The organism is Streptomyces sp. NPDC006476 (genome assembly GCF_040612015.1).
Taxonomy (GTDB): domain Bacteria; phylum Actinomycetota; class Actinomycetes; order Streptomycetales; family Streptomycetaceae; genus Streptomyces; species Streptomyces griseorubiginosus_B.
Genome location: NZ_JBEXPK010000078.1, coordinates 15533 through 36033 on the forward strand (window position 1 = coordinate 15533; position 20501 = coordinate 36033).

The following is a 20501-nucleotide window of genomic DNA, read 5'->3' on the forward strand; positions in this document are numbered from 1 at the left end:
GAGAGCAGTGCTCACAAAAACGAGCAGCGCTCTCCCCGGCTCTACTCCACGATGGGGGTCCCCAATGTCCACGCACGTCCAGAAGCCCGGCTGGTTCACCGTCAACGTCTTCAACCGCGCCGTCGCCTGGATGACCCGCCGCGGCATCAGCATCTGGGGCTCCCGGGTCCTCGCGGTCCGCGGCCGCAAGAGCGGCGAGTGGCGGACCACCCCCGTCAACCTGCTGGTCGTGGACGGACAGCAGTACCTGCTCGCCCCGCGCGGTCACGTCCAGTGGACGCACAACATGCGCGCGGCCGGCGGCGGCGAGCTGCGCGTGGGCAAGCACGTGGATGTCTTCACCGCCACCGAGGTCGCCGACGACGACAAGGTCCCGCTGCTGCGGGCCTACCTCAAGCGCTGGAAGGCCGAGGTCGGCGTCTTCTTCAACGGCGTCGGCCCCGACTCCCCCGACACCGACCTGCGCCGCATCGCCCCCGACCACCCGGTCTTCCGCATCGAGACCGCCAAGTGACCACACCCCGTGGGCTGGGAGGTGGACCGGTACCTCAAGGGCTTCACCGTCCGGTCCACCGGCGAGGAGATCCTCGCGGTCGCCCCCGACCAGCCCGTCTTCCGCATCGCCGTCAGGAGCTGATCTCGGTGGTCTCCGCCTCCGTGGTCTCCGCCGGCTCGGCGGTCACCGGGCGGCGGTCCAGGGCGGTCAGGGCCCGCTGGGCGAAGGGATGGGTGCGGACGAGCTCGCCCAGGGACGTCGCTCCCTGCGTGATCTCCCTGAACGCGTTCCACGCGGGCCGGAAACCGGTCAGCGCCGCGTGGAAGAGGCCCGGCCGGCGTTCGAAGGCGATCAACATGCGCTTGCCGACGCTCATCTCGACGCCGAGCCCCGCCTTGATCGCGAACGCGTAGTTCAGCGCCTGGCGCCGGGCGTCCACCGCGTCGTGCGCCTCGGCGATCCGCACCGCCCACTCGCCGGCGAGCCGGCCCGAGCGCAGCGCGAACGAGATGCCCTCGCGGGTCCACGGCTCCAGCAGCCCCGCCGCGTCCCCGCACACCAGCACCCGCCCCCGCGACAGCGGGGAGTCGTCGGCCCGGCACCGGGTCAGATGCCCGGAGGAGATGCTGGGCTCGAAACCGGCGAGCCCGAGCCGGCCGACGAACTCCTCCAAGTACCGCTTGGTGGCGGCGCCCTCGCCCCGCGCGGAGATGACTCCGACCGTCAGCGTGTCGCCCTTGGGGAACACCCAGCCGTAACTGCCGGGAATCGGCCCCCAGTCGATCAGCACCCGCCCGCGCCAGTCCTCGGCGACGGTCTCCGGCACCGGGATCTCGGCCTCCAGACCGAGGTCGACCTGGTCCAGCTTGACCCCGACGTGCGCCCCTATCCGGCTGGCGCTGCCGTCCGCGCCGACGACGGCCCGCGCGAGCAGCGTCTCCCCGCCCTGCAGGACCACCGCGACCGTGCGCCGGTCCGGCACCGCCGAGCCGTGCTGCTCGACCCGCTGCACGGTGACGCCCGTACGCAGCTCGGCGCCCGCCTTCTGGGCGTGCTCCACCAGCTGCTGGTCGAACTCCGGGCGGTTGATCAGCCCGAACAGCATCTGCTTGGAGCGGCGGGTACGGGTGAAGCGGCCGTTGTTGGAGAAGGTGACCGCGTGCACCCGGTCCCGGAACGGCAGCTCGAAACCGGGCGGCAGCGCGTCGCGCGAGGGGCCGATGATGCCGCCGCCACAGGTCTTGTAGCGGGGCAGCTCGGCCTTCTCCAGCAGCAGCACGCGCCGCCCCGCGACCGCCGCCGCGTAGGCGGCCGAAGCCCCCGCGGGTCCCGCGCCCACCACGACGACGTCCCACACCCGCTGCACGTCGTCCGCCGAAGAGTTGTCGCCGCTCACGATGGTCCGCTGCTCCGATCAAGGCTAGGCCGCACCTGTCCCCCGCATCCTACGGCGGACGTCGCCGCAGGCCACTGTGGGAGGATCCCCATATCCACACGTACAACGTCGCACCCACGAGGAGCGTGCCCATGTCGTCGAAATCGGTCGCCGAGACCGTCGCCTCGCTGATGCCGCGGGCCAAGAGCGAGCTCGCGGAGCTGGTGGCCTTCAAGTCGGTGGCGGACTTCGACCAGTTCCCCCGCAGCGAGAGCGAGGGCGCCGCGAACTGGGTCGCCGGCGCCCTGCGCACCGAGGGATTCCAGGACGTGGCGGTGTTCGACACCCCCGACGGCACGCAGTCCGTCTACGGCTACCTGCCCGGCCCCGAGGGCGCCAGGACCGTCCTGCTCTACGCCCACTACGACGTGCAGCCGCCGCTGGACGAGACGGCCTGGACGACCCCGCCGTTCGAACTGACCGAGCGGGACGGCCGCTGGTACGGGCGCGGGGCCGCCGACTGCAAGGGCGGCGTGATCATGCACCTGCTCGCGCTGCGCGCCCTGAAGGCCAACGGCGGCGTCCCGGTGCACGTCAAGGTGATCGCCGAGGGCTCGGAGGAGATGGGCACGGGCGGTCTCGAGCGGTACGCCGAGGAGCATCCGGAGCTGCTCGCCGCCGACACCATCGTCATCGGCGACGCGGGCAACTTCCGCGCCGGGCTGCCGACGGTCACCTCCACGCTGCGCGGCATGACCATGGTCCGCGTCCAGGTGGACACCCTGGAGGGCAATCTGCACTCCGGCCAGTTCGGCGGCGCCGCCCCTGACGCGCTGGCCGCGCTGATCCGCGTTCTCGACTCACTGCGCGCGGAGGACGGCTCGACGACCGTGGAGGGGCTGACCGCCGAGAACCGGTGGGAGGGGCTGCAGTACGACGAGGAGCAGTTCCGCCGGGACGCCAAGGTGCTGGACGGTGTCGAGCTGATCGGTTCGGGCACCGTCGCCGACCGCATCTGGGCGCGCCCCGCCGTCACCGTCCTCGGCATCGACTGCCCGCCCGTCGTCGGCGCCACCCCGTCCGTGCAGGCCGGCGCCCGCGCGCTGGTCAGCCTGCGCGTCCCGCCGGGCGTGGACGCGGCCGAGGCGACCAAGCTGCTGCAGGCCCACATCGAGGCCCACACCCCGTGGGGCGCCCGGGTGAGCGTGGAGCAGGTCGGCCAGGGCCAGCCCTTCAGCGCCGACACGACCAGCCCGGCGTACGCGGCGATGGCAGAGGCCATGGCGGTCGCCTACCCCGGCGCGCGGATGCAGTACGCCGGTCAGGGCGGCTCCATCCCGCTGTGCAACACCCTCGCCTCCCTCTACCCCGACGCGGAGATCCTGCTGATCGGCCTGAGCGAGCCGGAGGCCCAGATCCACGCCGTCAACGAGAGCGTGTCGCCGGAGGAGCTGGAGCGTCTGTCGGTCGCCGAGGCGCTGTTCCTGCGCAATTACGCGGCGAGCTGAGCCGCTCTGCCGTCAGCCGAGGGCCCTCGCCGCCGGGCGGGGACCCTTCTACGGTCGGCCTCATGGACGTCGTCGAGCTTCTCCCCCGCCTCCATCTCCTCCGCTTCCCCGTCGGCCAGGCGTATCTGTGGCGCGACGGCGAGGAGTTGACGATGATCGACGCGGGTCCGCCGGGCTCGGCGGCGGCCGTCGCGAAGGTCCTCGGCGGACTACGGCGCATCGTGCTGACCCACTTCCACGAGGATCACGCCGGCGGAGCGGGCGAGTTGGCCGCACGGTGCGGTGCGGAGGTGCTCGCCCACCAGCTGGACGCGCCGGTCGTACGGGGCGAACTCCCGGACGCACCCCCGGTGTTGGAGGACTGGGAGCGCCCGGTGCATGCGCGGGCGGCCCGGCGGCTCCCCCGCGTTCCCTGGCCGCGCCCGGCGAAGGTGGGTGAACTGTCCGACGGTGACGTCCTCGACTTCGGCGGCGGCGCGCACGTCGTCCACGTGCCCGGTCACACCGACGGCAGCATCGCGCTCCATCTTCCGCGCCACCGTGTGCTGTTCACCGGGGACGCGGTGGCCGCCGCCCCGACCGAGGGCACCGTGATGCTCGGCGTCTTCAACCTCGACCGGGCCCGCGCCGTCAGGTCCTTCCACCGTCTCGCGGAGCTCGACTCCGACACGGCCTGCTTCGGGCACGGCGATCCGGTGATCGGCCACGCGGCCACCGCACTTCGCCGATCGGCGGACAGGTACCCGCTGTCACCCTGACCATGGAGGGCATGTCCGTCGCCGAACGCCGTACCGCTCACGCCGAGATCGCCACCGCCCTGTCCCTGCTCGGCGACCGCGAACTGGCGGACCTGGTCGAGTCGGGGACGCCCCTCGGTGTCGGGATCGGCGGACGCTCGACGCTGGTCGAGGTGGCGGGCCGGCGGGTGTTCGTGAAGCGGGTGCCGGTCACCGACGTCGAGTTGCGGCCCGAGAACGCCCGCTCCACCGGGAACCTCTTCCATCTGCCGCCGGGCTGCCACTACGGCACCGGCCGCAGCCCGGGCTTCGGCGCCTGGCGCGAGCTGGCCGCGCACGCCATGACGACGAACTGGGTGCTGGCCGACCGCTTCCCGGGGTTCCCGCTGATGCATCACTGGCGGGTGCTGCCGGACGCCGTGCAGCCGCTTCCCGAGGAACTGGCCGACGTGGAAGGGACGGTCGCGTACTGGGGCGGCTCACCCCAGGTGCGCGAGCGCCTCGACGCCCTGCGCACGGCGGCCTCGAGCCTCACCCTGTTCCTGGAGTACGTCCCGCACACCCTCCACGACTGGTTCGACGCACAGGTGCGGACCGGGGAGGCGGATCGCAGCTGCGCCCGGGTGGACGAGTGGCTGCGTGGGGTGACCGCCTTCCTCCGGGACCGTGAACTCCTGCACTTCGACGTCCACTTCCAGAACATCCTCACCGACGGCGACCAGTTCTACCTCTCCGACCACGGCCTCGCCTTCGGCCCCCGCTTCCGGCTCGCCCGGCAGGAGCGCGCCTTCTTCGACCGGCACCGCGACTACGACCTCGTCTACTCCCGGGCGCACCTGGTGAACTGGCTCGTCACCGCCCTGTACGGCTACGACCGGCAGGAGCGGGAGGCCTTCGTACGGGCCTGCGCGGTCGGGGCGCACGCCGACGGCGTCCCCGCGGCGGCCGCCGCGATCATCGAGCGGGACGCGACGCTCACCGCCGTCTTCAACGGCTTCCTCGGCCGGCTGCGGACCGAGAGCAGGCTCACCCCCTACCCGTACGAGGAACTCCACCTCGCCTACAACAGCTCCACGTTCTCCGCGTAGTGTCAGGCGACCGGGTTCCCGCCACCGACGATGTCCTCAACCGAGTCAGAGACGGGTTTTCGCCCACGGTGGTCCCGGGTCGGGCTTCAGCCCATCGGGACGCCCGCCTCCAGATACAGCGCCGCCCCGCGTTCCCGGGCCCGCAGCGCCCAGCGCAGCCGCTCGTAGCGCACCGGCGGCAACAGGTCGGCGGCCTCGGCCTCGCTGACGAACCGCCACTCACGCAACTCCGGCCCCGGCAGCAGCAACCGGGCCGCCTCCGCGGAGTCGAGGCGTCCGCCGTCGAACAGCAGCCGCAGCCCGCCGAATCCCGGCGGCACGGGCGCCTCCCAGTCGACGACCAGCAGCCGCGGCACGTCGACGAGTTGGATCCCGGTCTCCTCGGCGACCTCGCGCATACCCGCGCGGGCGGGCGCCTCCCCGGGTTCGACGACCCCACCGGGGAACTCCCAGCCGGGCTTGTAGGTGGGGTCGACAAGGAGGAAACGGTCCTGCTCGTCGAAGAGAAGGACACCGGACGCGAGGGTCTCGGCGGTGGGTTCGGGGGTCTGTACTATGTCACATTCCACTGCCTCCCCCGACCTGACCGCCTCCGCGATCCGCACCGCCGTCTCGTACGGCGTCAGCGTGCCGTTGTCGACGGGATAGGCGTCCGCCGTGAGCCAGGAGTCGAGGGCGCCGCGGTACGGCTCGATGTGGTCGTACGACCACTGCCGTACGCGCATCTCGCCGTCGGGGAGGTCGGGCGGGACCTCCCGGGTGGCTATGCGCTCCCGCAGGATCGTTTCGGCCGGGGCGAGGAGGACATGCCGGACGCCGATCCTGCGCGCGGCGAGGCCGCCGAAGATCTCGTCGCGGTACTCCTGGCGCAGCAGGGTCATGGGGACCACGAGGGTCCCGCCGAGCTCGGCGAGCAGGGCGGCCGCCGTGTCGATCACCATGCGCCGCCAGATCGGCAGGTCCTGGTAGTCACCGACCTCGGCGAGGTGCTTGGCCGGCAGCAGGTGCGTCAGTCCCCCGCCGATGACCTCGGGGTCGAAGAGCGTGCTGTTCGGGATCAGTTCGATCAGCTCCCGTGCGGTGGTCGTCTTTCCCGCACCGAACGCGCCGTTGATCCAGACGATCACGGACTCCCCCTCTTGTGTTGGCCCCCTGAGGCTTGCCCGCTTCACCCTGCCACGGAAACCAGCCCCAGTTGAGGGCGCACATGAGGGGGCGCCGGTGCCCCGGTCCGGGGGCGCCGGCGCCACGGTCCGCCGTCGGTGTCAGCCGAGGGCCTTGTCGGTGTCGGCGAGACTGTCGTCGCCGACGGTGTGGGTGACCGTGTCGACGACCCCCTCGGGGCTCAGGTCGCCCAGGGTCTGGTGGTCACCGAGGACCTGGTGGTCGCCGCTGTGCGAGGGGCTGATCGCCGCGACGACGAACCCGGTGGCGAGGGAGGCGATGGCCATCATGCTGCGCTTCTTCATGACCGGATCAACTGCCGGAGACGGATCGGGGTCACGCATCCTGGGCATGTCCGATGGGGAGGCGCGGCGGGGAGGACGCATGGACGGGACGGACGGGCACATCCATGTCGACACGAGGATGCTTCGCGACGGCCCGGCCGTGCGCGGCATGCTGGCGGCCACCTTCGGCCTGGTGGGGGACGCGCCGAGCACGGTGACCACGGGCTGCGGGCAGCGGGTGCCGTACGCCATGACCTCTCGGCGGCCGGAGAGCGTCACGTGTCTGCCCTGCCGCGAGCACGCGGCGGTCGAGCATCTGCGGCAGGCCGAACGGCTCGAACGTCTGGCGGGCTCGCCCGGGACGACCGTTCCCGATGAGCAGGTACGGCGGGCCGCGGACCGTCTGCGTGACCTCGCCCGGAGGTTCGCGGACGGCTGACCGCGGCCCGCCGGCCTCACCCCTTGGTCGAGCCCAGGGTCAGTCCCGCGATGAAGTGCCGCTGGAGCAGCAGGAAGACCAGGATGGTCGGGAGAGCGACCAGGACCGAGCCCGCGGCCAGGAGGTTGTAGTCGGTGAAGAACTGGCCGCGCAGGTTGTTCAGGGACGACGTGATCGGCAGTTTGTCCGGGTTGGAGATGAAGATCAGGGCCCAGAGGAAGTCGTTGTAGATCCAGGTGAACTCCAGCGTCGCCAGAGCCGCCAGGGCCGGGCGGCACAGGGGCAGGGTGATGCGCCAGAACTGGGTCCACACGCCCGCGCCGTCGACGATCGCCGCCTCCAGGATCTCCTGGGGCAGCGTGCGCATGAAATTGGCGAGGACGAAGACGCAGAAACCCATCTGGAAGCCGATGTTGACGATGATCACGGCCCAGTAGGAGTCGTACATCGTCAGCGAGTCGGACATCCACCAGGGCAGCGGGATCTTGTTGAACAGCACGTACAGGGGCGTCACGATCACCTGCTGCGGCAGCAGGTTGCCCGCCGTGAAGAACATCAGCAGCACGATCCCGCCGCGGAGCTTGAGGCGGGAGACGGCGAAGGCAACGAAGGCCGCCAGGAACAGCGTCACGATGACGGCCGGTACGGCGATCATCAGCGTGTTGGTGAAGTACTTGCCCATGCCGGACTCGGTGTAGGCCCGGCGGTAGTAGTCGAAGGACAGGTGCTTCGGCCAGGAGAGGTAGCCGTGCTGCGCCGTGTCCTCGTACGGGCGCAGACTTGCGTAGACGGCGAGCAGCAGGGGCGCGAGGAACGCGAGGGAGACCGCCGACAGGAAGATGTGCACGCCCCAACGACCGCGTCGGCGGCGGGACTTCACGGGGCGGGCCGGGGTGGGGGCCGTGCGGTGCACGGGTGCGGTGGTGCGGATGTCTGCGGTCATCGCTCGCGCGCACCTCGCAGCTCCTGGACGAGGAACGTCACGATGAATCCCAGCGACACGACGAGCAGTACGACGGCGATCGCGGAGCCGAAGCCGATACGGCTGGCCTCGCCGATGATGTTGTCGGTGATGAGAACGGAGAGCAGTTCCAGTCCGTTGCGGCCCTTGTTGACGGCGTAGACGATGTCGAAGGCCCTCAGCGCCTCGATCACGGTGATGACACCGACGATGACGTTGACCGGCCGCAGGGTTGGGAAGACCACGCGGAAGAAGGTCTGGCGTTCGTTGGCGCCGTCGATGGCGGCCGCTTCCTTGAGCGCGGGATCGACGGACTTCAGTCCGGCCAGGTAGAGGATCATCACATAGCCGACGTGCCGCCAGCCGGCCGCGATCATGATCATCCAGAGGTTGAGGTGCGAGTCACCCAGCCAGTCGATCGGGTCGTCGTGGTTGTTGAGGATGGTGTTGATCACGCCCTGGTCGGTGCCGAGGATCAGCTGGGCGATGAAGCCGACGATCGCGAGCGAGAGCACGACCGGCAGGTAGATGACGGACTGGTAGAAGCGGCTGAAGCGGACGCCCCGGTCGATCAGCACGGCCAGGAAGAGGCCGAAGGGCGTGGCGATCAGGCCGAGGAAGAGCAGCCACATGACGTTGTGGCGGACGGCCGGCCAGAAGGGCGGGTAGTTGTCGGCCAGGTTCCGGTAGTTGTCCAGGCCGACCCAGTGGATGTCGCCGATGCCGTCCCAGGCGGTGAAGGACAGGCCGATCGAGGCGAGGGTCGGGCCCCAGACGATGGCGAGGTCGAGCAGGATCGGGATGCCGAGCAGCACGCCGAGGACGACGGCGTCGCGACGGGTGAACCGCCGCAGGCGCCGCCGTCGTCCGGCGCGTCGCGGGAAGGTGAGCGCCACGGAAACTTGTCCCCCAGTGATCAGCCGACGGGCTGCGAGAAGATGGACTTCTTCTGCCGCTCGATGCTGTTGCACAGCCCGTCGACGTCCTTCGGGTTGCCGATGAAGTCCTGGATCGACTGGATCATCACGGTCGACGCGAAGTCGGGCCGGGTGTCGCGGTCCAGGAACTGCGAGATCTGCTTCGCCTGCGAGACGAGTTGTGCGGACTTCTTCTGCAGGGCGCTGTAGTGGGAGGTGTCGGCGCCGGAGTTGACGGCCACGTTGTTGGGGTCGTAGGTGAGGTAGGTGTCCTCGGCGTCCGGCTTGCCCAGCCACTTGAGCAGGTCCTTCGCACCGGTCAGGTTCTTGGACTTCTTCGCGACGAGGAACCCGTCGATGGGGGCCTCGACGGCGTCCTGGCCCCACTGCGGGTCGATCTCGGGGAAGGCGAAGAAGTCGATGTCGTCCCGCTCGTTCTCGGGGAACTGGGTACCGGGGTGCGGCATGCCGAAGACGGCCATGCCGGTCTTGCGCTGCTGCAGACTCTGCCCGGCCTCCTCCCAGGTCCGGCCGAGGGCGCCCTTCTGGTAGTACGGCATGAGTTCGCGCCAGGTGTCGAAGACGTTCTTCACCTTGGTGTCGGTCCACGATTCCTCGCCCGCCATCAGGGACTTGTGGAAGTCGTAGCCGTTCAGGCGCAGATTGATGTAGTCGAAGGTGCCCATCGCGGGCCAGCCGTCCTTGTCGCAGAAAGCAACCGGATTGCCGTCCTTCTGCATCTGTTTGGCCAGGGCGATGAAGTCGTCCCACTTGGTGGGCTGTTGATAGCCCTTCTGCTGGAACAGGCTCTTCCGGTGGAACACCGCCCACGGATAGTAGTAGTACGGCACGAAGTACTGCTTGCCGTCGTGCGTGGACTGCGCCTTCAACGCGTCCGAGAATCCCGAGAACGCCTTCCACACATCGCTGATCTCGGTCAGCAGGCCTTTCTCCGCGAAGTACTGCATGCGGTATCCGGCGAACCACATGAAGACGTCGTCGGGGGTGCCCTGCAGATAGCGGTTGATGTTCTCCTGGAAGTCGTTGTGGTCCTTGGTGTTGACCTTCACCTTCTTCCCGGACTTCTTCTCGTACGCCTGGAAGGCGGCGGCGTACGCCTTCTTCGGTACGGCGTCCGAGGCGTTGGAGCCGACGGAGACCTCCTTCTTGTCGCCGCCGGGTCCGCTCCCGCACGCCGACAGCAGGGCGGGCAGTGTCACCGCGCCGGCACCGAGGGCCGCACCGCGTAAGAGATTTCGCCGGGACATCCGATGACCTGCCTGGTCATTGGACTGGGCCAACCGGCCGAACGATGACTGCGCCATGTCCCCCTCCTCGGGTTGCCACCCCACACAACCGAACGCGTGGCTTGGATCTCACCTCCGTGTGGCCTTGGCGTCAAGGGTTCTGACGGGATACCGAACAACCGTTACCTCATCTCTTCCAACAGAGTCCGACACGACTTACCGTAAACGCGCACCGATGACGAGGACATGATGTCCTCCTACCTTTCGCGTGTTCGGAGGAAACGTAACGATGCGTCACCTTCACCCCCGCACAACCTGCCGAAGAGTGGTCGGAGCGTTCGCCGCGAGCCTTCTGTGCGCGGCCGGACTCGCCGCGCCGGCCCTCGCGGCACCCCCCGCCGGACCCGCCGCACCCACCCTGGCGGACGGTCTGGCCCTCACCCCGCCGATGGGCTTCAACAACTGGAACTCCACGCACTGCCGTGCCGATTTCAACGAGTCCATGGTCAAGGGAATCGCGGACCTCTTCGTCGAGAAGGGCCTCAAGGACGCCGGCTATCAGTACGTCAACCTCGACGACTGCTGGGCGCTGCCGAACCGGGACGCGGACGGCAGACTCGTCCCGGATCCGGTCCGCTTCCCCAACGGGATCAAGGCGGTCGCGGACTATGTCCACTCCAAGGGACTCAAGCTCGGGATCTACACCAGCGCGGGCACCAAGACCTGCAACAGCGCCGGTTTCCCCGGAGCACTCGGCCATGAGTACAGCGACGCCCAGCAGTTCGCGGACTGGGGCGTCGACTACCTCAAGTACGACAACTGCAACAACCAGGGTGTGGACGCCAAGTTGCGCTACACGACCATGCGGGACGCCCTGAAGGCGACCGGCCGGCCCATCGTCTACAGCATTTGCGAATGGGGCCAGAACAAGCCGTGGGAATGGGCCGCCGACGTGGGCCATTTGTGGCGCACCACCGGTGACATCAGTGACAACTGGGGCTCGATGGTGGGGATTCTGAAGAAGAACCTGCCGCTCGCGCCGTACGCCGGCCCCGGGCACTGGAACGACCCGGACATGCTGGAGGTCGGCAACGGCGGCATGACCGACACCGAGTACCGCACGCACTTCTCGATGTGGTCGATCATGGCCGCGCCGCTGCTCATCGGCTCCGACCTGCGCAAGGCGACCCCGGGAACCTTCGACATCCTCGACAACAAGGAGGTCGTCGCGGTCGACCAGGATCCGCTGGGCAAGCAGGGCACGGTCGTCTCCTCCGAGGGCGGGCGCTGGGTCGTCGCCAAGGAGATGAAGGACGGCAGCCGCACGGTGGCCCTCTTCAACGAGTCCGACTCCGCCCAGCACATCGCCACCACCGCCGCGGCCGTCGGCCTGCCCGAGGCTCCCGCCTACACCCTGCGCGACCTGTGGCAGCACCGCAGCTACAACACCGCGGGCGCCATCTCAGCGACCGTCCCGGCGCACGGCACGGTCCTGGTACGGGTCTTCGCCGACCGCGCCTGGGCGCTGCACCCGCCCGCCGTCGAAACCGGCCTGGACCGCAGCCCGTTGATCGAGGCGGGCAAACCGGCCGCGCTGACCACGGTCGTGACGGACCTGGGCCGCACCCCCGCACTGCTCGTGTCGGCCGGCCTCACGGGACCCGACGGCTGGACCGTCCGGGCGACCTCCCCGACCCACGCCCTCGCCCTGCCGACCGGCCGCTCCCTGCGCACCAAGTGGTCGGTCACCGCGCCACCGGGGACGCCGACGGGGTCGTACGCGCTGACCCTCAAGGCGAGTTACCGCTCGGCGACCGGTGCCCGCGTCGCCGGCGCGCTCCCGCTGACGGTGTCCGTCGTCGTGCCCCCGCCCGCGGGCACCTCGTCCCTCGGCGATCTGCCGTGGCTGTCGGCCACCAACGGCTACGGGCCGGTCGAGCGCAACACCAGCAACGGTGAGAGCAAGGCGGGTGACGGGCATCCGATCACCCTCGGCGGCGTGGTGTACGCCAAGGGGCTCGGTGTCCACGCGGACAGCGACGTCGAGTTCTACACCGGCACGGCGTGCGCCACACTCACCGCGGACGTCGGCGTGGACGACGAGAAGGGCGCCAACGGCACCGTCGCCTTCGAGGTCTGGGCCGACGGCACCAAGGTCGCCTCGACCGGCGTCCTGACCAACGCGATGCCGGCCCAGCCGCTCACCGCGGACGTGACCGGCGCCCAGGTGGTCCGTCTGGTCGTCACCGACGGTGGCGACGGCAACGACTCGGACCACGCGGACTGGGCGGACGCACGACTGACCTGCTGATCCCCCGCGAGGGGCTCGTACGGCGCACGGGTGGGCCGCTGCTGCCGCGGGCACGGCCCACAAGGCGTTCAGGCGGGCCGCTGAGCCCGCTCGGGGAGTTCAGCGGCCCCGCCTGAACGTTCCTGCCCTCCGAGGCCCCGAGAGCGCCCTCAGGGCGCTCAGACCGCGGCCGCGTCCGCCCGCTTGGCGAGCGCGGCCGCGGCCGCTCCCACCAGTCCGGCGTCCGTGCCCATCTGGGCCGGTGTGATCTCCAGTCGCTGCACGAAGGAGAGGGTCGCGTAGCTGCCGAGGGCCTTGCGCAGCGGGGTGAACAGCACGTCGCCCGCCTTGCCCACGCCCCCGCCGATCACCGCGATGTCGATCTCGACGAGGGTCGCGGTGGCCGCGATCCCGGCGGCGAGCGCCTGCGCCGCCCGCTCGAAGGAGGCCACGGCGACCGGGTCGCCGGCCCGGGCGGCGGCGGCCACGGCGGCGGCCGAGGTGTCGCCGTCCGGGCCGGGGACCCAGCCGTTCTCGATCGCGCGGCGGGCGATGTTGGGTCCGCTGGCGATGCGCTCCACACAGCCGCGTGAACCGCATGGGCAGGAATCCCCGTCCAGATCCACGCTGATGTGGCCGATGTGGCCGGCGTTGCCCGTGGGACCGGGGTGGAGTTGACCGTTCAGGACGAGCCCGCCTCCGACGCCGGTGGAGACCACCATGCACAGCGCGTTGTCGTGGCCGCGGGCCGCGCCCTGCCAGTGCTCGGCCGCCGTGATGGCCACGCCGTCGCCGATCAGCTCGACCGGCAGACCGCCGGCCGCGTCCCGTACCCGCTGGACCAGCGGGTAGTCGCGCCAGCCCGGGACGTTGACCGGGCTGACGGTGCCCGCGGAGGCGTCCACCGGTCCGGCGCTGCCGATACCGAGGGCCGTGGCGTGCCCCCACAGGGGCGAGGCGGTGAGTTCGCCGAGGACGTCCGCCACGGCGCCCATCACGGTCTCGCCGTCCTGCTGCGCGGGCGTCGCGCGCTGGGCACGCACCACGATCTGGCCGTGGCCGTCCACCAGCGCCCCGGCGATCTTGGTGCCGCCGATGTCCAGCGCGGCCACGAGGTCGGTCTGCATCTGTGTCGGATCTCCCGGTCAACCAATCGGATCCCCGTCGGCGCGGGGGGAGTTCCCCCTCCGCCACGGAGAAGTGCGGGCCGGTCTGGCGGTGGGGACGCAGGCCGGAGATTGCGTTGGACAGTGTCTCTCGCATATGACAACGTTGTCCAGGCTCTATGCTCGACGCCACATCCTCATACAAACTCATGGTCCGACGCATCCCTATGGACGAGACAGGACAGGACAGCGCATCGTGCCCGAGACCGCCCGCCGTACAGACCGCCTTTCCGGGAGCCGTTACGGCAACCGTCCGACCATGAAGGACGTTGCCGCGCGCGCCGGAGTCGGGCTGAAGACCGTCTCCCGCGTGGTCAACGGCGAGCCCGGCGTCACCCCCGAGACGGAGCGCCGGGTGCAGGAGGCCATCGACGCGCTGGGCTTCCGCCGCAACGACAGCGCGCGCGTGCTGCGCAAGGGCCGTACCGCCAGCATCGGACTGGTCCTGGAGGATCTCGCCGACCCGTTCTACGGCCCCCTCAGCCGCGCGGTCGAGGAGGTGGCCCGCGCGCACGGGGCCCTGCTGATCAACGGCTCCAGCGCAGAGGACCCCGACCGTGAGCAGGAGTTGGCGCTGGCGCTGTGCGCACGGCGGGTGGACGGACTGGTGGTGATCCCTGCCGGGGACGACCACCGCTATCTGGAGCCGGAGATCAAGGCGGGCGTCGCCACGGTGTTCGTGGACCGTCCGGCCGGGAAGATCGACGCGGACGTCGTCCTGTCGGACAACTACGGGGGCGCCCGGGACGGCGTCGCCCATCTGATCGCCCACGGGCACCGCCGGATCGGGTTCATCGGTGACATGCCCCGCATCCATACCGCCGCCGAGCGCCTGCGCGGCTATCGGGCCGCCATGGAGGACGCGGGCATCGAGGTGGCGGACGCCTGGATGTCCCTGGGTGTCACGGATCCGCAGCGGGTGCGGCGGGCTGCCGAGGAGATGCTGTCCGGGCCGGACCCGGTCACGGCGATCTTCACGGGCAACAACCGGGTCACCGTCACCGCGGTGCGCGTCCTCGCCGAACACAAGCGCCCGGTCGCCCTTGTCGGCTTCGACGACTTCGAGCTCGCCGATCTTCTCCAGCCGGGCGTCACGGTCGTGGCGCAGGACGCGGCGGCACTCGGCCGTACCGCCGCGGAGCGGCTCTTCCGCCAGCTCGACGGCGACCTGATCACGCCGGAGCGCATCGAGCTGCCCACCCGGCTGATCACCCGCGGATCGGGCGAACTCCCGCCGGCGGACTGAGTCACCCATGCGGGAGCGAACCCTCGAAGCTCTGGGCCTGGCGAAGGCCCCGCGCGACCATCCCCTGCTCTACCCGGGCGCGTGGCCCACGGAGTCCGGACTTCTCTCCGGCGACCATCTGCTGCCGCTGGACCGGCTCGTGCACGACGAGGACCGCGTGCCGGTCCTGGCGGTGGGTTCCAACGGCTGCCCCGGCCAACTGCGCGGGAAGATGGCCGAGTCGGGGATCACCTCGCCCGTCCCGATGGTGAAGGCGTACGTCACCGGGATCGACGTCGGTGTCTCGGCACACGTCAGCCGCCTCGGGTATGTCTCGGCCTCCCCGTTCCAGGCACCGGACACTGTGCGGGAGTTGTTCGTGACGTGGTTGGACGCCGAGCAACTGGCGGTGATCGACGCGAGCGAGGGCGTACCGCTGCCGTACGGCAACTTCCGGCGGGCCTGGCTGCCGTCGCCGGAGGTGCGGATCGAACTGGAGGACGGCACGCGGCTGCCCGGCGCGTATGTCTACGTCAACCGGCGCGGGGTCCTGCACAACGGCACCCCGGCGCCACGGACGCATCCCGGGCAGCGGGAGCTGCTGACCGAACTCCTCGTGGGATCCGCCCGCTTGCGGGAACTGTTCGGTGCGACGCCCGAGGAGTTCTGCGCACGGGCCCGTGCCGATGTGCGGCTGTGCGAGCGGGGCACCCGGGTGTTCGCCGAGGAGAAGCTGGTCACGGTGTCGGGGCTGGAGCGGTTCGTGCGCGATCAGCAGACGGGGAGCCCGGGGACCGGCTGATCGTTGTCGCCGCCCCGGACGTAGACGTCGCTGACGTAGACGTTCGTGTTGCCGCTGTCGTCGTCCGTCCTCGCCCACCACACATTGGTCCACCGGCCGTAGGTCTCGCGTCGGCCGAGATTCTGCTGGCAGTAGAAGTAGTTGACGCCCGCGTGCAGCACGCCGGCCTCGGCGCCGGAGGCGGTGTAGGACTTCGCGTCCCGCCAGACCGTGCAGTCGTACTTGCCGCCCCCGATGGCCGTGCAGGAGGGCGCCGGAGTAGTGGCACCACCGTGACCGGAACCGGCAGTCGGGGTGCCGGTGCTGCCGGACGCGCGGGTGGTGCCTCCGCCGGACGGCTTGGCCGACGCGGACGCGCCGCCGCCTCCCGCTGGGACGCCCCCCTTCTTGCCACCGTCCTCCGTCGGGGTCGGCGTCTTCTCGTCACCCTGTTCCGTGCGCCGGTGCCGCCCGGAGTGATCGGCGTCGGTCCGCCCGCTCGCCGACGCGGAGTCGGGCGCGCTCGTGCTGGACGTCGCCGGTCCGGCACCGGCCCGGTCACCGCCCGAGCCGTTGACGAGAGCCACGGTGGTCCCGGCCGCCGCGAGGACGACACCGACCGCCACAGCGGCGAGCAGGACACGCCCCTTTCGGTGGGGCGGGGGTGAGGAGGAGACGGGCCCGGTGGGAGCGGACGCGAGCCCTGTGGACGGGGGCCTGAAGCCGGGTGGGGCGGTACCTCCCGGGCCGCCGGGGGTCGTTGGCCCGTGCCCGCCGAAGTCCGGTGCCGTCGTCTCAGGCCCGTGGAGGCCGGACGGGGCTCCTCCATAGCCCTCCGCGGGACCGAAGCCTGGTGCGGCGTGCTCGGCCGGCTCCGGGTGTTGCGCCGCCGTGTCCGGCGGGCGTCCGGCGGGCTCGGGCGCGCCGAACACCGGGAACACCGGCCCCGGACGCTCGCCGGAGCCGGGAGCAGGCACTTCGGGGTCGGGTGCCGACGGTCCCCGACGGATCGCCTCCGACGCCGCGGCCCTCGATGCCCCTCCCACGGCCTCCCCGGGTGGTGTGGTCCCGGAAGACCCCGCAACGCCTTCGCCTCGCCCTCCGGCGCCGGATACCACCGCACCGGCCTCACCCAGCCGTTCGGCCCTGTCACTCCCCGCTGGTCCGAACCCGGCAGGAGCCGCCGGCACCCCGCCCCCACGCAGGGTCGTCGTCGGGATGTCCGGGACGGTCAGGTCCGCGACCGCCCGGAGCAGCGCGCGGGCCTCCTCGGCCTCCGGGCGGGCTTCGGGGTGCTTGTTCAGGAGGCGTTGGAGGACGGGGCCCAGGGGGCCCGCGCGCCGCGGTTCGGGAAGGGGTTCGCTGACGATCGCGGCGAGGGTCGAGTACGTCGACGTACGGCGGAACGGCGAGGTCCCTTCGACCGCCGCGTACAGGGTGGCACCCAGGGCCCACACGTCGGAGGCCGGGCCGGGTTCGGCGCCCTGGGCGCGCTCGGGGGCCAAGTAGTCCAGGGAGCCGACCAGTTCGCCGCTGCGGGTGAGGTGGGTGGCGTTGCCGTCGCCCGGGTCCTCCATGGTGGCGATGCCGAAGTCGGTGAGGACCACGCCGCCGGAGCGGTCGAGCAGGATGTTGCCGGGCTTGACGTCACGGTGCAGGACACCGACCCGGTGCGCAGCGGCCAGCGCGTCCATCACCTTGGCGCCGATCCCCGCGGCCTCGCGCGGGTCGAGGGTGCCGCGTTCGCGCAACACGTCGTCCAGGGAGGGGCCGTCGACCAGCTCCATGACGATCAGCGGGCGCCCGTCGACCTCCCCGATGTCGTGCACGGCGACGACCCCGTGATGCCGCACCCGGGCCGCCGCGCGCGCCTCGCGCTGCATCCGCAGCCGCAGATCGGCGAGTTCGGGCCCGTCGGCGTCGCTGTACGTCCGCAGCTCCTTGACCGCGACCTCGCGGCCCAGCACCTCGTCGACGGCTCTCCACACGACGCCCATTCCGCCGCGCCCGAGCTGCCCGACGACGCGATAGCGCCCCGCCAGCAGCCGACCGCCCCCGTCCGAACGCTCCCCCGAAGACACCGCCCGCCCCGTTCCTGTGACAGTCCTTGCGTGCCGAACAGACTACGGGGCCGGGGTGACAACACCAGGCGACGGTGACGGCTGTGACGGGTCTGCTACGTGCCGGAGACGGTGAGGTCCCCGCGCCGCGGCGCCGCGAAGCCCTCCAGGTCGGCCCTGGTCAGACCGGTCAGCCGGGCCACCTCCGCGATGTCGAGGGCGCCGCAGTCCAGGCCGCGCAGCAGATAGCCGCTGAGGGCCTTGGCGGTGGCGGGCTCGTCCATGACGTCGCCGCCGATCCGGCCCGCGTACCGGGCGAGCCGGGCGGCGGCCTGTTCGAAGCCTTCGCGGTAGAAGGCGAACACGGCCGCGTACCGGGTGGGGATGTGGCCGGGGTGCATGTCCCAGCCCTGGTAGTAGGCGCGGGCGAGGGCACGGCGGGTCAGGCCGTAGTGCAGGCGCCAGGCGTCGTGGACCTTCGCCGTCGGGCCGACGGGCAGCACGTTGGTCGAGCCGTCCGAGACACGGACCCCCGTGCCGGCCGCCGCGACCTGCATCACCGCCTTGGCATGGTCGGCGGCCGGGTGGTCGCTTGCCTGGTGGGCGGCGGAGACGCCGAGACAGGCGCTGTAGTCGAAGGTGCCGTAGTGCAGTCCGGTGGCGCGCCCCTCGGCGGCCTGGATCATCCGGGCGACGGTGGCGGTGCCGTCGGTGGCCAGGATGGACTGGCTGGTCTCGATCTGGATCTCGAAGCCGATCCGTCCGGCCTCCAGGCCGTGGGCCTTCTCGAACTCCTCCAGCAGCCGTGCGAACGCGGTGACCTGCTCCGCGTACGTCACCTTCGGCAGCGTCAGCACCAGCCCCTCGGGCAGTCCGCCCGCGCGCATCAGGCCGGTGAGGAAGACGTCGAGGGTACGGATGCCCCGGTCCCGTACCGCGGCCTCCATGCACTTCATGCGGATGCCCATGTACGGCGCGGCGGTCCCCTTCTCGTACGCCCCGGCGATCAGCCGGGCCGCGCGGGCCGCCGTCTCGTCCTCCTCGGCGTCCGGGCGAAGGCCGTAGCCGTCCTCGAAGTCCACGCGCAGGTCTTCGACGGGCTCGCGCTCCAACTTGGCGCGCACGCGCGCGTAGACGGGCTCGGCGAGCTCGTCGGACAGACCGAGGACCGCGGCGAAGGAGGCGGCGTCCGGGGCGTGTTCGTCGAGGGCGGTAAGCGCCCGGTCGCCCCAGGAGCGGATGGTGTCGGCGGCGAAGGCGTCCCCGGGAACGTACACGGTGTGGACGGGCTGGCGGGTGCCGGGGTCGCCGGGGTAGCGGCGCTCCAACTCGGCGTCGACCGGGGCGAGGGAGGCACTGATCTCCTCGCTGACAGCGCCCGCGAGGCTCGTCGCCACCGTCTCCTGCTGGCCCTGGCCCATCCCATACCCTCCTGTTTTCCGCTCTACGGAATCAACAATCCGTAGAACGAAGGTATCCGTGCACCTCGGGATGGTCAACACCATGTCCACACCCGGCCACGCCGTCACCTCGGCATGTTCACGCCCCACTCACACCCGGGTATCACACTGCTCGACACACAACTCGCCCCGACGGGCGACTCGTTTGGCCTCGCGACCGAAGGAGCCCCCGTGCCGAACCAGCACCGAGTCCCCCGCCGACTGGGCCTCAAGGCCTTGCTTGCGGCGGCGGTCACCCTCCCCCTCTCCAGCGCGGCCGCGGTCTCCGCCCCCTCCGCCTCGGCGGAGGCGCCCCGAGTCCGCCGCGCCCCGGTGACCGGGCACCGGGTCCCCGATCTGCGCGTGATGACGTTCAACCTGCGGTTCGCCAGCACGGAGGAACCCGACAGCTGGGCCGACCGCCGTCCCGCGACGAGGCGGCTGCTCCGCGTGGCGGCCCCCGATGTCTTCGGCACCCAGGAGGGCCTCTACCAGCAACTGCGCGACATCGAGTCCGACCTCGCTCCGCACTACGCCTGGATCGGCACCGGTCGCGAACGGATCAGCGGCGACGAGTCCACGGCCCTCTTCTACGACACCCGCCGCCTCTCGCCCGTCGAGCACGGCACGTTCGCGCTGTCGGACACCCCGGGCGTGCTCGGTTCGGAGACCTGGGGCGGGGACACGCCCCGTACCGCCACCTGGGTGCGGTTCCGCGATCTCAGCGCCTTCGGCCGCGAGTTCCTCATCCTCAACACCCACCTCGACAACGCGAGCCAGTACGCGCGCGAACGGGCCGCCTCCCTCATCGTCCAGCGGATCGACCGGCTCCGCGGCGCGCTGCCGGTCGTGGTGACGGGCGACTTCAACGCCTACGCGCATGCCAATCGCGCCTACGACACGATGGTCGGCACCGGACTCGTCGACGCCTGGGACGCGGCGGCCCGGCGCGGGCCGCTGTATGGGACGTTCCATGCCAGGTACCGGCCGCCGCAGCCGAACGGCGAGCGCATCGACTGGATCTTCGTCTCCCCCACCGTCAAGGTCGAACAGGCGTCGATCGACACGTCCTCGCTGAACGGCCAGTACCCCAGCGACCATTTCCCCGTCCAGGTCTCGCTGCGCCTGAAGTGAGACGAGGCCCCCGCGACCGTTCGTGCGGTCGCGGGGGCCTCGTACAGCCGTCCGGTGATCAGCCCTTGCGGGTGTTGATCTCCTCGGTGAGCTGAGGGACGACGTCGAAGAGGTCACCGACCACGCCGTAGTCGACCAGGTCGAAGATCGGGGCCTCGGCGTCCTTGTTGACCGCCACGATCGTCTTCGA

General features: G+C 70.9%; 18 protein-coding genes and 1 pseudogene. 9 read left to right on the forward strand and 10 right to left on the reverse strand.

Annotated features, from left to right (window positions below; all coding sequences use genetic code 11):
• The first annotated feature begins 64 nt into the window (after window positions 1-64).
• On the forward strand, window positions 65-514 hold the full coding sequence (locus tag ABZZ74_RS44395) for a nitroreductase family deazaflavin-dependent oxidoreductase (RefSeq protein ID WP_356949821.1): 450 nt from the start codon (window positions 65-67) through the stop codon (window positions 512-514).
• Window positions 515-626: 112 nt separating this feature from the next.
• Here the strand turns inward: ABZZ74_RS44395 and ABZZ74_RS44400 are convergent, their stop codons facing one another.
• Window positions 627-1892, reverse strand: coding sequence for a geranylgeranyl reductase family protein (locus ABZZ74_RS44400; protein ID WP_356949822.1), 1266 nt, complete (start codon window positions 1890-1892; stop codon window positions 627-629).
• A 131-nt stretch (window positions 1893-2023) separates the two neighbouring features.
• Here ABZZ74_RS44400 and ABZZ74_RS44405 point away from each other — a divergent pair, with 131 nt between their 5' ends.
• From ABZZ74_RS44405 to ABZZ74_RS44415, 3 genes are all read left to right on the forward strand, one after another.
• Window positions 2024-3379 carry a dipeptidase gene (locus ABZZ74_RS44405; RefSeq protein ID WP_356949823.1) on the forward strand — a complete coding sequence of 452 codons (1356 nt, stop codon included), beginning with the start codon at window positions 2024-2026 and terminating at the stop codon, window positions 3377-3379.
• Between the two features lie 62 nt (window positions 3380-3441).
• Window positions 3442-4137 carry an MBL fold metallo-hydrolase gene (locus tag ABZZ74_RS44410; RefSeq protein WP_356949824.1) on the forward strand — a complete coding sequence of 232 codons (696 nt, stop codon included), beginning with the start codon at window positions 3442-3444 and terminating at the stop codon, window positions 4135-4137.
• 11 nt (window positions 4138-4148) lie between these two features.
• A complete protein-coding gene (locus tag ABZZ74_RS44415) occupies window positions 4149-5204 on the forward strand; it encodes a protein kinase family protein (protein WP_356949825.1) in 1056 nt (351 codons plus the stop codon).
• Between the two features lie 86 nt (window positions 5205-5290).
• Here the strand turns inward: ABZZ74_RS44415 and ABZZ74_RS44420 are convergent, their stop codons facing one another.
• Both ABZZ74_RS44420 and ABZZ74_RS44425 read right to left on the reverse strand, forming a co-directional pair.
• Entirely contained in the window at window positions 5291-6331 is a 1041-nt protein-coding gene (locus ABZZ74_RS44420; protein WP_356949826.1) for an NUDIX domain-containing protein, read from the reverse strand.
• A gap of 138 nt (window positions 6332-6469) precedes the next feature.
• On the reverse strand, window positions 6470-6673 hold the full coding sequence (locus tag ABZZ74_RS44425) for a hypothetical protein (RefSeq protein WP_133050002.1): 204 nt from the start codon (window positions 6671-6673) through the stop codon (window positions 6470-6472).
• A gap of 79 nt (window positions 6674-6752) precedes the next feature.
• On the opposite strand from ABZZ74_RS44425, the gene ABZZ74_RS44430 reads away from it, so the two are divergent.
• A complete protein-coding gene (locus ABZZ74_RS44430; protein ID WP_356949827.1) occupies window positions 6753-7091 on the forward strand; it encodes a hypothetical protein in 339 nt (112 codons plus the stop codon).
• 16 nt (window positions 7092-7107) lie between these two features.
• Here the strand turns inward: ABZZ74_RS44430 and ABZZ74_RS44435 are convergent, their stop codons facing one another.
• The 3 genes from ABZZ74_RS44435 to ABZZ74_RS44445 are packed head-to-tail and all read right to left on the reverse strand — an operon-like array spanning window position 7108 to window position 10237.
• Window positions 7108-8034, reverse strand: coding sequence for a carbohydrate ABC transporter permease (locus ABZZ74_RS44435; RefSeq protein WP_356949828.1), 927 nt, complete (start codon window positions 8032-8034; stop codon window positions 7108-7110).
• Complete coding sequence (locus ABZZ74_RS44440) at window positions 8031-8948, reverse strand: sugar ABC transporter permease (RefSeq protein ID WP_208777186.1); 918 nt, start codon at window positions 8946-8948, stop codon at window positions 8031-8033. The genes ABZZ74_RS44435 and ABZZ74_RS44440 overlap by 4 nt, the downstream gene beginning before the upstream one ends.
• Window positions 8949-8968: 20 nt before the next feature.
• Window positions 8969-10237, reverse strand: a complete 1269-nt coding sequence (locus ABZZ74_RS44445) for an ABC transporter substrate-binding protein (protein ID WP_356949838.1) — start codon at window positions 10235-10237, stop codon at window positions 8969-8971.
• A 268-nt stretch (window positions 10238-10505) separates the two neighbouring features.
• Between ABZZ74_RS44445 and ABZZ74_RS44450 the strand changes: the two genes are divergently transcribed.
• Entirely contained in the window at window positions 10506-12527 is a 2022-nt protein-coding gene (locus ABZZ74_RS44450) for an NPCBM/NEW2 domain-containing protein (RefSeq protein WP_356949829.1), read from the forward strand.
• A gap of 158 nt (window positions 12528-12685) precedes the next feature.
• On the opposite strand, the gene ABZZ74_RS44455 is transcribed toward ABZZ74_RS44450, so the two are convergent.
• Window positions 12686-13633: an ROK family protein gene (locus ABZZ74_RS44455; RefSeq protein ID WP_356949830.1), complete on the reverse strand. Its 948-nt coding sequence runs from the start codon at window positions 13631-13633 to the stop codon at window positions 12686-12688.
• A gap of 235 nt (window positions 13634-13868) precedes the next feature.
• On the opposite strand from ABZZ74_RS44455, the gene ABZZ74_RS44460 reads away from it, so the two are divergent.
• Together ABZZ74_RS44460 and ABZZ74_RS44465 are read left to right on the forward strand one after the other, a co-directional pair.
• Window positions 13869-14918 (forward strand): LacI family DNA-binding transcriptional regulator, encoded by a 1050-nt coding sequence (locus ABZZ74_RS44460; protein ID WP_356949831.1) that lies wholly within the window; start codon window positions 13869-13871, stop codon window positions 14916-14918.
• Between the two features lie 7 nt (window positions 14919-14925).
• Window positions 14926-15699: a hypothetical protein gene (locus tag ABZZ74_RS44465; protein ID WP_356949832.1), complete on the forward strand. Its 774-nt coding sequence runs from the start codon at window positions 14926-14928 to the stop codon at window positions 15697-15699.
• Here ABZZ74_RS44465 and ABZZ74_RS44470 read toward each other — a convergent pair.
• Entirely contained in the window at window positions 15669-17759 is a 2091-nt protein-coding gene (locus ABZZ74_RS44470) for a protein kinase (RefSeq protein WP_356949833.1), read from the reverse strand. The genes ABZZ74_RS44465 and ABZZ74_RS44470 overlap by 31 nt on opposite strands.
• Window positions 17760-17854: 95 nt before the next feature.
• Entirely contained in the window at window positions 17855-19159 is a 1305-nt protein-coding gene (locus ABZZ74_RS44475) for an aldolase/citrate lyase family protein (protein WP_356949834.1), read from the reverse strand.
• 210 nt (window positions 19160-19369) lie between these two features.
• Here ABZZ74_RS44475 and ABZZ74_RS44480 point away from each other — a divergent pair, with 210 nt between their 5' ends.
• Entirely contained in the window at window positions 19370-20311 is a 942-nt protein-coding gene (locus ABZZ74_RS44480; RefSeq protein ID WP_356949835.1) for an endonuclease/exonuclease/phosphatase family protein, read from the forward strand.
• 58 nt (window positions 20312-20369) lie between these two features.
• Here the strand turns inward: ABZZ74_RS44480 and ABZZ74_RS44485 are convergent.
• A pseudogene (locus ABZZ74_RS44485) lies at window positions 20370-20501 on the reverse strand (electron transfer flavoprotein subunit alpha/FixB family protein); the annotation flags it as partial.

Coding starts and splice junctions, on each gene's coding strand:
- ABZZ74_RS44395 (WP_356949821.1), top strand. CDS start 65: ATGTCCACGCACGTCCAGAAGCCCGGCTGGTTCACCGTCAACGTCTTC.
- ABZZ74_RS44405 (WP_356949823.1), top strand. CDS start 2,024: ATGTCGTCGAAATCGGTCGCCGAGACCGTCGCCTCGCTGATGCCGCGG.
- ABZZ74_RS44410 (WP_356949824.1), top strand. CDS start 3,442: ATGGACGTCGTCGAGCTTCTCCCCCGCCTCCATCTCCTCCGCTTCCCC.
- ABZZ74_RS44415 (WP_356949825.1), top strand. CDS start 4,149: ATGTCCGTCGCCGAACGCCGTACCGCTCACGCCGAGATCGCCACCGCC.
- ABZZ74_RS44425 (WP_133050002.1), bottom strand. CDS start 6,673: ATGAAGAAGCGCAGCATGATGGCCATCGCCTCCCTCGCCACCGGGTTC.
- ABZZ74_RS44430 (WP_356949827.1), top strand. CDS start 6,753: ATGGACGGGACGGACGGGCACATCCATGTCGACACGAGGATGCTTCGC.
- ABZZ74_RS44435 (WP_356949828.1), bottom strand. CDS start 8,034: ATGACCGCAGACATCCGCACCACCGCACCCGTGCACCGCACGGCCCCC.
- ABZZ74_RS44445 (WP_356949838.1), bottom strand. CDS start 10,237: ATGTCCCGGCGAAATCTCTTACGCGGTGCGGCCCTCGGTGCCGGCGCG.
- ABZZ74_RS44450 (WP_356949829.1), top strand. CDS start 10,506: ATGCGTCACCTTCACCCCCGCACAACCTGCCGAAGAGTGGTCGGAGCG.
- ABZZ74_RS44455 (WP_356949830.1), bottom strand. CDS start 13,633: ATGCAGACCGACCTCGTGGCCGCGCTGGACATCGGCGGCACCAAGATC.
- ABZZ74_RS44465 (WP_356949832.1), top strand. CDS start 14,926: ATGCGGGAGCGAACCCTCGAAGCTCTGGGCCTGGCGAAGGCCCCGCGC.
- ABZZ74_RS44475 (WP_356949834.1), bottom strand. CDS start 19,159: ATGGGCCAGGGCCAGCAGGAGACGGTGGCGACGAGCCTCGCGGGCGCT.